Here is a 12,525-nt window from a genome sequence, read left to right as displayed (position 1 = left end):
ATTTTTAGTGACTCTGAAATACATCTTCCAAGTTCTTCAGACTGATTAAACCCTCGGGAAGAAAAAGGGGACGTTGTTAAAAAAGAACACTTTGTAATTAATGAGAAGTTATGATAAGAGGTTTTTATGCCACGGCAAGCGAGATTAGATGCTCCTGGAACTCTCCATCATTTTAACACTCAATCTTCTACCAAATCAGGGTGCCTGACAAACCACTGGTCATGCCAATGGCATTTTTTCCTGGGGCATTTCCAGTTGGAAATCTTTTCAATATCCATTTCCAATATCTGTAATTTAACTTTTCCTGATTCCTTATCATCCACTTCTTTAACTCCAGCCAGGTTAATTCTGCCTTCTATTATGACTGAACGGCAGCGTATATCCTTTGAGATTAGCTCTGGTTGTTCACGTCGTGAATCATATATCGTATAACAAGCGTTTCCGTTATTTTTAATGCAATTGATTTTTCTTTCTCCGTGTTTTAAGCTTGCTGCAAAATAGAGGTTTTTCCCATTAAAGTAATGCTCAAGGGGAACACCGTAGGGCTTGTCTTTTTTGCTAAGACAAAGAATGCCGACCTTGTTGGTATTGAACATTTCAGCTACTTCAGATTCATCCATTGTTCCAACGCCGCGGGTGACTGACATAGATTTTCTCCTTTTTGTGTAGATAATTGTTGGTTTCAGAATAGATTTTATCAGGAAAAAGTCAAATGTTTTTCTGGGTTCAGAAAACTTGACAGAATCAACTGCTGATGTTATTCAAACTATGTATGCGTGAATTGATAAAAAAGATTAAACATGCATCAAACTTTATAGAAATTGTCTATTCATTACTTTTCTGCTTTTGTTTTCTGCTGCCTGTTTATTCCTATGCTTCGAATAATCTATCACCTCAGAGCAATACTCTTATCTTAACTGAGTCAAAGAATTTAAAAGAGATGAAGGAGTGTCTTAGTATTTTAAAAGAAACAGGTGGAATAATCTATCACAGATTTCCTCCTGATTCCTTTATTGGATATCTTCCGGATGGTTCAGAAAAAAAATTAAATAAGTTTAAAAGAAAAATAATGGTAATCAGAGGTAGATCCAAGGGAATTAAAAATATTATTTTAAAGAGCAAAACTGCAAATCTTGCTTCTAAAATATGGGAGAGGAATTTTGCCAAGGTTAGTCTCAACTCATCAAAAAAGAATTCAGCGGAATTAACAGATAAACAACAGGTGGAACTTAATTGCTCCGGCGCATTAATGCCACCTGAAACAAAAGTTAAAAAACTATATCCTAAAAGATCCTTTAAGGGAATGCCCTATGGGGCTGCTTCTGATAATACCAGTGAGTTTTTAACAGGGAGCATAGCAGTGGGACTTATTCTGCCTGAAAGTGAGGGGAATGCAGAGAACTGGACAGACGAGGAGATTGAAACAGCAATAGCAGCAGTTCAGAAAGGTCTTAATTGGTTAGCTGAAAAGGCACCATCAAAAGCTGATATTTCATTTACCTATGAAATTCATCAGAAGGTAAGTATTCCTGAAGAACCTAATATGCAGAATTTCGACTTTTTGAATGGATATAAGGTAATGAATGTACTTGGATATCCAGGTAATGATCTATTTGCTCAAACCAGAGAATATGACAATGACCTCAGAGAAAAATATGAAACAAACTGGGCTATAACAATTTTTCTCATTGATATAACAAGCAGCACAAGTGGCAAAGTGAGTGTTGGTTGGATTGGTGGTCCCTTTTCAGCGATCCATTTCCATAACGAAAAAGCCTTTGCTTCACTTGTTTCCCATGAAGTTAGCCACCTTTTTTATGCAGATGATGAATATGAAGCTAACTATACCCCTGATTGTTCCCACCCAAGTGGATACCTTAAATGGAAAAATGGAAATAGCAAGAAAGGAGATTGTAATAAATATGAAGATTGTGTGATGAGAGAAGCATATAGAGATAAAAATTTATGCCTTTACACAAGGGGCCAGATAGGAATTATAGATTCTGACGGAGATGGTATACCGGATATATTAGACACATTTCCTGCTACTACCATAAATATTTTCGTGTCTCCTTTTTCTATCTCAACCCCGGAATTCAATGGGAATACAAAAGAGTCTCCTGTGAAAAACCAGAACCCTGTAAGTTCTTCAAAACCTGATATGACTACAAATGTTATACGGAAAGTTGAGTATCGCATTGATAGCGGTGGATGGATTGAAGCAATCCCTTCTGATGGTGGTTTTGATGAAGCAGAAGAGAGTTTCACTATTAAAACTTATCCTTTACCTAATGGAACCCATATTCTTGAAGTGAGAGCAATAAATTCTGTTGGAAATGCAGGGGATATTACGTCAATCAACTTTGAAATAAATTCACAAGACCAGAGGATGGTCATTGAACCCTATGGTTTAAACTTTGAAGGAACAAAGGGTGGAGGAGAACCGAGCCCAAAAAATATAAACTTGAAATTTATAAATTTATCAGGAGCGTCATGGCAGATAACAACCTCTTATGACTGGATAGTCTCTAATCCTTCATCAGGTATAGGAGATTCTTCGGTAAGCGTTAGCATAAATCCGAGCAGCCTTGAGATAGGAGATTATACTGGTAAGATATCCATAAAAGCAGAAGGAGTTGAAACCCAGGAGATTCCAATTTCATTGTTCCTTTACGGAGAATCAGAAATCAATTGTAACTTAACAGAAATCAATTTAAGTGGACAGGTTATTGATCCAACATTGGTAAATATGGAGACTTTTAACCCGCCATACCAGAACCTTGAAATCAAAAACCCGGGTGGGAATTCATTCAACTGGAAATCTAACATTGATTCTGATTGGATAAAACTTTATCCGGATAAAGGGGAAGTGCCATCATCAAGCCTTGTTATGCTGGAGTTAAACGGACTTCCGCGGGGGAATTATACAGGTAATATATCTATTGAATCTGGAAACGGGAGCTTGTCTCCTTACCAGATTCCTGTTACATTAGACCTGTGTGAGATTCCTTCCATTGACCAGATAATTCCTGAATCCGGCCCTGTTGGAACAGTTGTAAAAATTATAGGCCATGGTTTTGGTGATATTCAATCTGACAGCAAACTCTTTATAAAAATTCAGGAGGCACAGGTAATTTCGTGGAGTGATAATGAGATTGAAACAGAAGTGCCAGAGAATTTAAAGGAATATGAATTTGGATATTTTTATGTTAAGAACAAGTGTGGAGGTGGTAATAGCAGAAAATTCACAATTACTCAAAAAGAAGCACCTTCCTTATCTGAGCTCAAACCTACTTCTCTAAAAAGTGAAGATGAGCTTATTTTGACAGGAAGTAATTTTGGAAGCCAAGCTGGAAAGGTTAGTTTTGTTGACAGTGCTAATAAAGAATTTATACTTGATTCAACGGGCATAACAAGCTGGGGTGATAGTAAAATCCATGTCATTGTGCCGTTTGGAATGGCTTCAGGCTGGGTAAGGGTTTCTTTAACACGTACTGATGATAATAAAGAGAGCAATGAGACAAGCTTTACCTTAGTAAAAGCCCTTCCTCAGATTGTTTCCGTAAGCCCTAATCCTGCATGCAAAAAAAGTCAATTTACCATTAATGGCAAGTATTTTGGCAATCAGAAAGACAAGGTCTATTTCCATTACGGGGATATAAAGAAACAACTGGCTATTATTTCATGGACAAAGGATAAAATAATCGCTGTTGCCCCGAATATGAGAGGTCGGAAGGGAACAATAATAGTAAGAACAATGTATGGAAGGAGTAATAAGAAAGCATTTAAAATCAAAACCTGCCTTTAGCTCTATTCTAAAATCTCTTCCTCCCCTTAGAAACTTGACATAAAAGGGGCAGAATGTTATTCAAAAAATTATTATGCGTGGTTTGATAAAAAAGTTCTTCAGTAAAAATGCAACAGAAAGCCTTCCTCAGCAGGGGAATGATATTAATTTAAAAATTCGGGTAGCAACCTGCGCGCTCCTTCTTGAGATGGCAAATATTGATGATGAATTCAATGAAGCAGAAAAAAATGATATCGTTAATGTTCTGAAAAGTGATTTTTCTCTTCCAGATGAAGATGCTGAAGAACTTTTAGAAATTTCAAGAAAAGAGCTTGATGATAGCTTGGATTTATGGAAATTCACAAACTTCATAAATGAAAATTATTCTTCTGAAGAAAAGATTAAGGTTATTGAAACTGTATGGAAAGTAGTTTATGCAGACGGAAAACTTGATATGCACGAGGATTATTTAGTTCATAAACTTTCCAAACTTCTTAAACTTTCACACAAACAGCTAATTGATGCGAAGCTGAAGGTTCTTTATAATAAATGATTGTAACCCCTCACCCTTGCCCTCTCCCACAAGGGGAGAGGGGAGCGTTGGATAGAACTCTTCCGCAGGAGTAAAAAGAATCGGATATTCTTTTCTAGATTATGGAGGATTTTTTTATCTTTTATCACTTGACAGGAGTTTCTATCTCAGTCTCCCCTCCCTTGATGGGAGGGGATGAAGGGGAGGGTGAAAGAAAAATAAGTGTAAAAAATTTTGCAGACACTACAATAGTTTTCATGGAATTGATGCTCGTAATTTCTGAATGATTTTATCCATTGCTGCCTTGTTTTCTTTATAAACAGGGCATACAGTGCATTTCTCCTCCATATATGTGCAAGCTGCTTTCCTCTTTTCTACCGGCAAAGGTTGCATAAGAGCAAACCAGTCCATTTCATAGCAGTTCTTTTTCTGTTCATAAGCAGGGCATTTATAATCAGGCTTTATTTTTACAAAGCAATTCGGATTTAAATCCCAGCAATTATTACTCATATTAGCCACTCCTTTTTGTTTACTTAGATTGATTTTTATCGTTCCAAAGTGTTTCTCATCCTAATGATACACTTGCTGTCACCCTTGCACATTCGGGTAGGCTCTGTAATCTCTCCCAAGTTCTTGCTGACTTCCTCTATTTCGACTTCTTCCATTATATCACAAAAATCCATACCAAGACCCCTTCGTTTGCTTTCTTCTAAATAAGGGCAATAGGTAATGGTGTATTGAAATTCATCTGGTTTCGTGTAATCGTGTTTTAGTTGAAGGCCAAAGATCTTATCTGGAAGTCCAGCTAACTTTTTAATTTCTTCAAAGTTTTTCCCTTTGTGTTTATCTATTGCCTGCCTATAGTTCTTTCTTAAGATGGTTTTAAAGATTTCAATCCCCTCCGTTCCGAACTTCTCTTTTAAGACTTCAAAGGTATTAAACTTGAAATTAATTGCACTTCGGCGAAGAAAAGCAATTTGCTGTTCTGCAGGTATATCAGGATCGATATATATATTTTTCTCATTTGTATTCATAATTTTTCCTCCTCTTTTTATATATTTAGACTGGAAATAAGATAAAAGGGTACGGAGTTTAAAAATTTTTTTAAAAAATTCCTTAACCAACGTATCCTTTCAGTCCTTTTTGAGTCTAAAAATAATAAAATAGCTTTACTTTAAAATAAGGAGACTTATCTTGGAAATGGCGGTGTTTCATGAATAGAAAAATCATGGAAAAAACAGAGGACGAAATAGAAAAGGAAATAATTGACTATCTTAAAGAACATAAACCTCAATATAAAACCTGTGTTTTGGCAACATCAAAGGATAATATTCCTCGCGCTACTCCTTTAATGTATCATTATGAAGGTTTAAATATCTGGATATCAACTGATATTAAAGAAGGTGGGAAAGTAGACAATATAAAATCTAACCCCAATGTTTCTCTAGCTATTTTTCATCCTGTAAAAAGTGAATATGGATGGAATGACACTCGTGGACTTCAGTTATGGGGTAAAGCAGAAATCATCACTTATAATGACAATGAATCGGAATTTAACCATGCATGGAAACTAACTAATTCTGAAGGAGCATTAAAAGCTGTTGGAAAAGAGGTTTCTATAGAAGAAGTAAAAAGAAATTTAATCTATATTAAAGTGAAACCTGAAAAAATTTCCTTTATTGATTCTAAAAAGAAAAGGGGGTATAAGCTAATCTGGATCAGAGATTAAAATAAACAGGCTGAAATAAAAAAATTATTATGAAAAGTTTATCATCTGATTTACCTGACCAGTATTTCATCAGCAACTTCCAAAATGGGGAAAGGGAAGCTTTTAAGGAATTATTTCATAGATATAAAATTAAGATTTACAACCTCGCTTTGAAAATTCTAAAAAATCGTGAAGAAGCTGAGGAAATAAGCCAAGAAGTCTTCATCAAAGCTTTTTCTTCATTGAATAAATTTCAAGGAAGGTCTGAGTTTTCAACCTGGATTTATAGGATAGCTTATAATTTATGCCAGGATAAAATAAAAATTATAAGAAGAGTTAATCAGTTTCATGACTCAGATATAGACCAAAAAGAAATATTAAAGTTAGAATCTAATTCTAATCCTGAGAAGATTCTTCAACTTAAAGAAATCTGTATCAAGTGTGTTGATTTTAGTGAAAATTTTGTTCCTTATAATCAGAGAGTTGTTTTGACTCTAAAAGACGCTTATGGTTTACCTAATAAGCAAATAGCAAATATTTTAGGCTGCAATGTTGGGACAGTAAAAGCTCGACTGGCCAGAGCCAGAGTGAAGGTTAAAGAATTTTTGATGGATACTTGTGAGTTCATAAACCCTCAGACAACCTGTAAGTATCTGAAGGAATACAAAAGAAAGTCTCTAAGATGATGAAGTGTGCAGAAATTAGAAAATTGTTTTCTGATTTTATTGAAAACCAGACATCAGAATATGATATGAAAGCTGTAACTGTACATATCAGAAGATGTATGAAGTGTAAGGAAGATTTGGAGAAATTCAAAAGGACTGTAGGACTAATAAAATCTGTTGGGTTTATTAAACCATCTAAGAAATTTTTAAAAAATTTGGAATCAAAAATTTCATCAATGATTTCTGAATAAAAACTTCCTTCCTTCCTCGCTTAAATAAAAATCTCTTGCTTTTATTTTTAAGTAGTTTTATTTTTTAAAATTAGTTTAACCTTTTAGGACAGGCGAGACCTGCCTATCGCAGGCAGGCGCCTATCCTACTGTTGTGTGGCATATCTATTTTGCTGAAGAGTTTCTTAGAGATAAAAAATAATTAGAAGGAGATATTTAAATGAAAGTTCTGGCAATTAATGGGAGTCCCAGAAAGGAAGGAAACACAAAGGCAGGAATAAAGATTGTTCTTGCAGAACTTGAGAAAGAGAGAATTGAGACTGAGATTTTCCAGCTTGGAGGAAATCTTGTAAGGGGATGTACAGCTTGTTATAAATGTTTTGAGACTAAAGATGGATTCTGCGCTACTAAGGATGATGTGATAAATGAATGTCTTTCAAAGATGTATAAGGCTGATGGAATCATAATAGGCTCTCCTGTCTATTTTGGCTCTGTTACAACAGAAGTTAAGGCGCTCATTGACCGTGGCGGACTTTGCGCACGCGCAGGCAATTATCTTTTGAAAAGAAAGGTTGGGGCAAGTGTTATTGCCGTGAGAAGACAGGGCGCTGTAAATGTCTATAGCCAGATAAATTATCTTTATGCGCTGAATCAGATGATAATTCCTTCATCCATTTACTGGAATATGGGGCTTGGACGAAACCCCGGAGAAATCCTCAATGATAAGGAGGGGATTGATACCTTCAGGATTCTTGGAGAGAATATGGCGTGGCTGATGAAGAAGATGCATGGATAAAGAGAAGGGTTCAAGGATAAATTATTAGTTATTTGTTGATTTTTTCCCAAAGACTTCCTGATAGGCTTTGTTTACAAGACATCCCTTTTTCCAGTGATTGGTTACCATTTTACCTATAAACGAATCAGGAAAGCGTCTTCCTATATTGCACCCAGGGCAAATCAAAGACCAGTAAGCCATAATCTTTTTTATCATTTTAAAGCCTCAATTGTTTAAAAGGAAATTTAAGGGAAAAGTTCAAATTCCAAAATCCAAATGAATGTCAAAATCTAAATACCAAAAGTTTTAGTTATTTGAGCTTTGGAATTCATTTGAACTTTGAGCTTTGATATTTGGCATCTACTTCCGTTTCCTCCCCAGTGCATCATCAATCGCTTCTCTGAATACTTCAATGGGTTTGTTCCCTAAAAACATTCTTCCGTTTACAAAAAAGGTAGGTGTTGCAAGGACTCCGAATTCTTTTCCCAACTGCATATCTCTTTCAACAATATCCTTTACTTCCTGAGAATTCATTGCTTTTTTAAATTCATCAATGTCAAGCTTCAGCTCTGCTGCGTATTTCAGAAGGTCTTCTTCCTTGATATTCTGCTGGTTATCAAACATTTTATCATGCATTGTCCAGAACTTTCCGTGCTTTCTCGCAGCCTCTGCAGCAAGTGATGCCTTAAAGGCATTTTTATGAAAATGTGTTAATGGGAAATGCCTGAAAAGAAGTTTTACTTCATTTTTGTATTCATCAAGAACTTTGCTGATTGTAGGCTGTACTTTCGCACAGTATGAACACTCAAAATCAGAAAACTCCACTATTGTCACATGACCATCCATAGTTCCTTTTGAGGGAGGATTCTGCTGCTCTGCAAATGAAAGAGTGTTTAATGCAAGGGTTATTAAGAGTAAAAATGGAGTAACATATTTTTCAAAATACATAACACAAACTCCTTATTTTGTTAAAATTAGAGATTATAAATTATTATATTATTATAGTTTCTGAAGGGTTGGCAAGTCAAGGTTTGTAAAAACAGAAATCCCTTCTGCCTCTTTTTTAAAGGAAGCAGAAGGGATTTTTTGTTGTCAATGTATTTTCCGTTTACTTAACTGGTAGCACTTTAAACTTTTTAGATTTGCTCAAGCCGTAGATTGTATTCACGGATATTGAGACAATCTTCCCCTTTTTCGTTACCTTAATAATAGATGGTATAGTTAAAATTATGCTGTCATTTTTCCATTCAGAGATTTCAGCCTTAGTTTTATCAAACTGGACAAAGCTGTTATTTTCATCCTGTATGCCAAAGTTTTTTCCTGTAATTTCAAGCTCTGAGGCTATGCTTCCTGACGGAAGAGACAGTTTTGTGATTACAAGCAGTGGTTTTAAAAATTTGAAAGGTTTAGTGGCGCTTTCTGTTCCGTAATTTGTAATAACCTTGACCTTGTTTTTACCAACCTGACAACCCCATGGCACTCTGACTGTGATTTTAGTGTCTTCCCAGCCATCTCCATCTATTTCTGCTTCAACCCCTATAGTTCCTTTTGCAAATATGACTGTTCCCTGGTCAGTGCAGAAACCGCTTCCCTTTATTACCACAGTATCACTGTATGTCCCCTTTGATTTGCTGAGGGTTTTAATCTCAGGGCTATTTCCGCAGGGTACAAAGCCTCTGCCTGTAAGAGAAAGTTTAAGCGGATTTTCATCGGGGTCATCAGATTCTATGGACAGTTTTGCCTGTTTGTTGCCTTCTGATGTTGGTTCAAAAACAACACTGACTGAACAACTTTCTCCTGTTAAAAGTGTTACTCCTAAACATTCTTCTGATGAATAGATAGAGAACTCATCTTTGTTAAGTCCCGTTATAGAAATGTCTGTAATTTCAAGAGCTCCTTCACCATTATTAGAAATCAGTACTTCCTGTGGTTCAGACGAGGTATCCACTGTTATATCTACAAAGTTTAATAACTCTGGATCTGCTGATATGTCAGGCACAACTCCTGTTCCTAAGAGAGAAACATCAAATGGGTCTTCATTTGGGTCATCAGATGAAATGGACAGATTAGCGCTTTTTGCTCCTTCTGTTGCGGGATCAAATGTTATATCTGCGGTGCAGTCTCCAGTAGGGGCTATGATTTCGCCTGAACAGGTGTCAGAATCAGGATCAATAGAAAATTCTGTTAAATCTGTCCCTGTTATTGAAAGCGATGTTATTGTAAGATTTACAGTGCTATTGTTAGAAATAATTATGGTGAAAGGAGTTGATGAATCGCCGGGATTCACATCTCCAAAGTCATGGCTGTTGTAAGAAACAGATATATCAGTCACTCCGGGAGGAGGAACTGCTTCACCTGTTCCTGTGAGTGAAATATTGAGTGGGTCTTCATTTGGGTCATCAGATGAAATGGATAGATTAGCGCTTTTTGCTCCTTCTGTTGCGGGATCAAATGTTATATCTGCGGTGCAGTCTCCAGCAGGGGCTATGATTTCGCCTGAACAGGTGTCAGAATCAGGATCAATAGAAAATTCTGTTAAATCTGTCCCTGTTATTGAAAGCGATGTTATTGTAAGGTCTCCATCTCCATCGTTAGAAATAGTTACAGTCAGGGGGGTAGATGAATTTCCTTCTGTTACATTTCCAAAGTTATGGCTTGTTGGGGATACTGAGATGTCAGGCTGTGCGTAAGCAGAAGAAAAGGAGCCGGCGCCTAAAAGCAAAACAAGAATTATTGTGCTGAGATTTAAAAACTTAATAAACATGGATTTCAACATAAATTCTCCCAAATAAAAGATTTCATTTTAGATACTATTTTATTTTTACTCCTGTTGCTTTTTCTGTTTAATTATACTTATTAATAGTAGATTAATATTTTGTTAAAATCAAATAAAATTATTTAAAAAAATTTTTTTTTTATAATAACGGCAGATTTCTAATAAAATTCTTGATTTTATTTCTAACATGATTATATTACGGCTCTGTTTTATTAAAATATTAAGTTAAAAGAAAAAAAATGAAGGATATGGCTGAAGAAAAAGATTCTAACATTCCATTTATCACAGATTTCAAAAGCAACAGGGACTGGAAAAAAGAGAAGCCTGTGGTAGATAGGGACAAGTGTATTAAATGTGGAGTATGTTACCTTTTCTGCCCTGACAGCGCGATTAAGATGGTGGATGAGGGATACTTTGAGGCAGATGAGGACCTGTGCAAGGGTTGTGGTGTCTGTAAATCTCAGTGTGTAACAGGCTGTATAAGTATGCAAAAGAAGGAGCTCCCTGCAAGGCACCCAAGGTATTAGATATAAAATGACAAAATCCAAAGTTCAAATGACAAAATAAAAAATGGTATTTGGTTATTTGAAATTAATTTGACATTTGGATTTTGATGTTTGAACTTTCAAAAATTATGGATAAATTCAACATTTATGTTCCAAAGCTCCTGCCAAAGGAAGAGTCATTTGTAACAGGAAGGCGTTCCTGCTCCGGATGCGGAAAGGCAATGGCTGTAAGGTTTGCCTCAAAAGCACTTGGCAGGGAGGCTGTTTTTAAATCAGATGACTCAAAAGGGATAGTTTTTGAAAGACCTGATGCCCTGAGCTTTGGATGGGATGAAATGACCTTTGATGACCTTGTACAATCAATTGTTTCAGGAATTGGCAGAGGGAATAAAAAATTAATATCAGAGGGAAAGACTACCAGAGAGTGGGTCAGAAAACCTGCCATTGCTCTGGACAAAAAAATCCTTGAGGAGAATTACACAGCTTTTTCTAATTTGCTGGAGAGGAAGTTAAATATCCTGATAGCTCTTTATGATAACGAACCCTACATGGACCGTTTTATAAAGAATTCAATACCGCCAGCATTCGGAATTGAATATGAACACCATATTCCGGGAGAAAAAGAGCTCGATTTTATAATGGAAGATAAAAGCCTGTTAAAACCATTAACTGAAAGCAATATCTCTTATGCGGCTTCTGCATCAGTTGCTTATCCGTTTGACCTGATTAATAAAATCAAAAAGGGAATGGAAAAAAAAGGGACAGCTCTGGTTCTAATCCATTCCCCGTGTCCGACAGGATGGATTTTCCCTGCTCAGGATACTGTAAAGCTTGCCAAGCTTGCCATAGATTCAAGATTCTTTCCCTTATGGGAATTATCAGAGGGAGAATTCAGCCTTACAATGAAAGTTGAAAATTCAGAAAAGGTAGAGCAGTACATCAAATCTCAGGACCGCTACAGGAATTTTAGGGGAGATACAGTTTCGATTATCAGGAAATCAGTGGACAGAGAATATACCAGAATTCTTTCTTTAGAAAAGAGTAAGCAATGACAGAGAGAGATGAAAAAGCAATAGATTCAATTGTAGAAAATTATGGGAGGAGTGAGGATTCTCTTATCCCGATTATGCATGAGATACAGAAAAGATATAACTACCTGCCGGAAGAATCATTATATTTTTTAAGCAAAAAACTGGAACTTCCTGTTTCAAAGCTTTTTACTGTTGCAACTTTCTACAAGGCATTCAGCCTGAGCCCGACAGGGAGAAATAAAATAAGTGTGTGTATGGGTACGGCATGCCATGTAAAAAATGGAGAGAATGTACTTAGTCGCATAGGTAACGAGCTTAATCTGAGTTCTCAGGAAGGTACGACCGAAGACATGGAGTTTACTGTTAGCAAAGTAAGATGCCTCGGATGCTGCAGCCTTGCACCTGTTGTGAGGATAAATGAAGACATATACGGTGATTTAACTCAGGAAAAAATTCCAGAGGTATTGAAGAAATATAGAGATAACAAAGATACTTGAGGCCAAAACAAATTGGAA

At 36.1% G+C, this 12,525-nt stretch carries 14 protein-coding genes; 9 read left to right on the top strand and 5 right to left on the bottom strand.

Translation table 11 applies throughout. From position 1 onward, the window contains the following. Nucleotides 1–179: 179 nt before the first annotated feature. The gene (locus tag A3H37_11255; GenBank protein ID OGL51042.1) at nucleotides 180–647 is read right to left on the bottom strand and encodes a hypothetical protein; all 468 of its coding nucleotides are present in this window, start codon (nucleotides 645–647) and stop codon (nucleotides 180–182) included. Between the two features lie 125 nt (nucleotides 648–772). On the opposite strand from A3H37_11255, the gene A3H37_11250 reads away from it, so the two are divergent. After that, the gene (locus A3H37_11250) at nucleotides 773–3,808 is read left to right on the top strand and encodes a hypothetical protein (protein ID OGL51041.1); all 3,036 of its coding nucleotides are present in this window, start codon (nucleotides 773–775) and stop codon (nucleotides 3,806–3,808) included. A 73-nt stretch (nucleotides 3,809–3,881) separates the two neighbouring features. Beyond that, a complete protein-coding gene (locus tag A3H37_11245; protein OGL51040.1) occupies nucleotides 3,882–4,340 on the top strand; it encodes a hypothetical protein in 459 nt (152 codons plus the stop codon). 234 nt (nucleotides 4,341–4,574) lie between these two features. Here the strand turns inward: A3H37_11245 and A3H37_11240 are convergent, their stop codons facing one another. Beyond that, nucleotides 4,575–4,829: a hypothetical protein gene (locus A3H37_11240; GenBank protein OGL51039.1), complete on the bottom strand. Its 255-nt coding sequence runs from the start codon at nucleotides 4,827–4,829 to the stop codon at nucleotides 4,575–4,577. A 35-nt stretch (nucleotides 4,830–4,864) separates the two neighbouring features. Continuing rightward, nucleotides 4,865–5,353, bottom strand: a complete 489-nt coding sequence (locus A3H37_11235; GenBank protein ID OGL51038.1) for a hypothetical protein — start codon at nucleotides 5,351–5,353, stop codon at nucleotides 4,865–4,867. A 179-nt stretch (nucleotides 5,354–5,532) separates the two neighbouring features. On the opposite strand from A3H37_11235, the gene A3H37_11230 reads away from it, so the two are divergent. The 4 genes from A3H37_11230 to A3H37_11215 all read left to right on the top strand — a co-directional run bounded on the left by A3H37_11230 (nucleotide 5,533) and on the right by A3H37_11215 (nucleotide 7,718). Beyond that, complete coding sequence (locus A3H37_11230) at nucleotides 5,533–6,048, top strand: hypothetical protein (GenBank protein ID OGL51037.1); 516 nt, start codon at nucleotides 5,533–5,535, stop codon at nucleotides 6,046–6,048. A 29-nt stretch (nucleotides 6,049–6,077) separates the two neighbouring features. Then, entirely contained in the window at nucleotides 6,078–6,713 is a 636-nt protein-coding gene (locus tag A3H37_11225; GenBank protein OGL51036.1) for a hypothetical protein, read from the top strand. Then, nucleotides 6,710–6,943, top strand: a complete 234-nt coding sequence (locus A3H37_11220) for a hypothetical protein (protein OGL51035.1) — start codon at nucleotides 6,710–6,712, stop codon at nucleotides 6,941–6,943. The genes A3H37_11225 and A3H37_11220 overlap by 4 nt, the downstream gene beginning before the upstream one ends. Before the next feature lie 199 nt (nucleotides 6,944–7,142). After that, the gene (locus tag A3H37_11215; GenBank protein OGL51034.1) at nucleotides 7,143–7,718 is read left to right on the top strand and encodes an FMN reductase; all 576 of its coding nucleotides are present in this window, start codon (nucleotides 7,143–7,145) and stop codon (nucleotides 7,716–7,718) included. Nucleotides 7,719–8,057: 339 nt separating this feature from the next. Here A3H37_11215 and A3H37_11210 read toward each other — a convergent pair whose 3' ends face one another. Both A3H37_11210 and A3H37_11205 read right to left on the bottom strand, forming a co-directional pair. Beyond that, nucleotides 8,058–8,645: a hypothetical protein gene (locus A3H37_11210; protein OGL51033.1), complete on the bottom strand. Its 588-nt coding sequence runs from the start codon at nucleotides 8,643–8,645 to the stop codon at nucleotides 8,058–8,060. Between the two features lie 160 nt (nucleotides 8,646–8,805). After that, the gene (locus A3H37_11205) at nucleotides 8,806–10,473 is read right to left on the bottom strand and encodes a hypothetical protein (protein OGL51032.1); all 1,668 of its coding nucleotides are present in this window, start codon (nucleotides 10,471–10,473) and stop codon (nucleotides 8,806–8,808) included. Between the two features lie 248 nt (nucleotides 10,474–10,721). Here A3H37_11205 and A3H37_11200 point away from each other — a divergent pair, with 248 nt between their 5' ends. From A3H37_11200 to A3H37_11190, 3 genes are all read left to right on the top strand, one after another. Beyond that, a complete protein-coding gene (locus tag A3H37_11200; GenBank protein ID OGL51047.1) occupies nucleotides 10,722–11,000 on the top strand; it encodes a hypothetical protein in 279 nt (92 codons plus the stop codon). A gap of 86 nt (nucleotides 11,001–11,086) precedes the next feature. Continuing rightward, entirely contained in the window at nucleotides 11,087–12,031 is a 945-nt protein-coding gene (locus A3H37_11195; protein OGL51031.1) for a hypothetical protein, read from the top strand. Beyond that, on the top strand, nucleotides 12,028–12,507 hold the full coding sequence (locus A3H37_11190; protein ID OGL51030.1) for a hypothetical protein: 480 nt from the start codon (nucleotides 12,028–12,030) through the stop codon (nucleotides 12,505–12,507). The genes A3H37_11195 and A3H37_11190 overlap by 4 nt, the downstream gene beginning before the upstream one ends. Nucleotides 12,508–12,525: the final 18 nt, after the last annotated feature.

Source organism: Candidatus Schekmanbacteria bacterium RIFCSPLOWO2_02_FULL_38_14 (assembly GCA_001790855.1).
Taxonomy (GTDB): domain Bacteria; phylum Schekmanbacteria; class GWA2-38-11; order GWA2-38-11; family GWA2-38-11; genus 2-02-FULL-38-14-A.
Note: the sequence above shows the minus strand (reverse complement) of the source record. Positions and strands in the feature narration are given on the sequence as shown.